At 62.2% G+C, this 1,343-nt stretch carries 1 protein-coding gene; it reads right to left on the reverse strand.

Translation table 11 applies throughout. The annotated features are described in order from the left end of the window. Positions 1–84: 84 nt before the first annotated feature. Positions 85–1,167: an AmmeMemoRadiSam system radical SAM enzyme gene (gene amrS / locus BQ17_RS02095; protein ID WP_089724079.1), complete on the reverse strand. Its 1,083-nt coding sequence runs from the start codon at positions 1,165–1,167 to the stop codon at positions 85–87. Positions 1,168–1,343: the final 176 nt, after the last annotated feature.

Consider the following 1,343-nt stretch of genomic DNA (forward strand, 5'->3'; position numbering starts at 1 on the left):
GCCGGAATCCAGGGCCAGGGATGGCAAAACGGTGGAGTTCAAAGCATTAGGTCGCATTTAAATTTAACCACTACCAAATTCGGATCATGCCGGCATACTTACCGGCAGGCGCCTGGCACCCCAGGTGTCGGGCTGGGATTCAAAGTGGCCGGCACAGGCGGTACCGCAGGCTGCGCACTTACCCTCCGGCGTCAGTCCCCAGGCCCCGAGCCGGTACCAGTCGCGTTGGATGAGCAGCGCCCCGCACCTGTGGCACCAGGTGCTTCCCCCTTCGGGATCCCGGACGTTGCCGGTGTAGGCGTAGCGTATCCCGTTGCGGCGGGCGATCACCCGCGCCCGGGTCAGGGTCTCAGGCGGCGTCGGCGGCAGGTCCTGCAGCTTCCAGTCAGGATGAAAGGCAGTAAAGTGCATGGGGGTTTCGGGGCCCAGGTGCTCCCGGACCCAGGCGCACATGCGCTCCAATTCGGCGTCGGAATCATTGTGGCCCGGAATCAGCAGGATAGTGAGCTCGAGCCAGACTTGGGTCTCCTGCTTGAGGTATTCCAAAGTCTCCAACACCGGCGCCAGCCGGCCGCTGCAGAGGCGCCGGTAGAAGTCGTCAGTAAAGGCCTTCAGATCCACGTTGGCCGCATCCATGGCGGAGAAGAGGTCCTCCCGCGCCTCCGGATTGACGTAGCCTGCGGTCACCGCCAGGTTACGGATGCCCCGTTCCCGGCAGGCCAGGGCCGTATCCCGCGCATACTCGAGAAAGATGACCGGGTCATTGTAGGTATAGGCGAGGCTACGGCACCCCAGCTCCTCGGCCTTGCGGGCGATGGCCGCGGGCATAGCGCTTGCGGCCAGGGTATCGATTTGCCGGGATTTGCTCATATCCCAGTTCTGGCAGAACTTACAGGCGAGATTGCAGCCGGCTGTCCCAAAGGACAACACCGGGGTACCGGGCAGAAAGTGGTTGAGCGGCTTCTTCTCGATCGGATCCACGCAGAAACCGCTCGAACGCCCGTAGCTGGTGAGCAGGATCTGATCATCCGCGCAGATACGCACAAAGCACAACCCCGGCTGCCCCGCCTTGAGCCTACAGGCCCGCGGGCAGACATCGCACTGGATGCGGCCGTCCTCCAGCCGGTGCCAGTAGCGCGTCGGGTGATGACTCGGTCGGACGCTCATGGTCACCTGGTACAGATGCTCTCAAGCTCGTAGGTTGAGCAAAGCCGCCAGGGACGGCGGCGTGCCCAACAATCATTAAAGGCCGTCTAAAAACTAACACATTGATTTTCTACTGGCATTGATTTTCGGCTGGCTCCCCACGCTCCAGCGTCGATTAAGCGCCTCGGTAGGCTAAC

The organism is Candidatus Thiosymbion oneisti (assembly GCF_900092655.1).
Lineage (GTDB): Bacteria > Pseudomonadota > Gammaproteobacteria > Chromatiales > Chromatiaceae > Thiosymbion > Thiosymbion oneisti.

Coding starts and splice junctions, on each gene's coding strand:
- amrS (WP_089724079.1), bottom strand. CDS start 1,167: ATGAGCGTCCGACCGAGTCATCACCCGACGCGCTACTGGCACCGGCTG.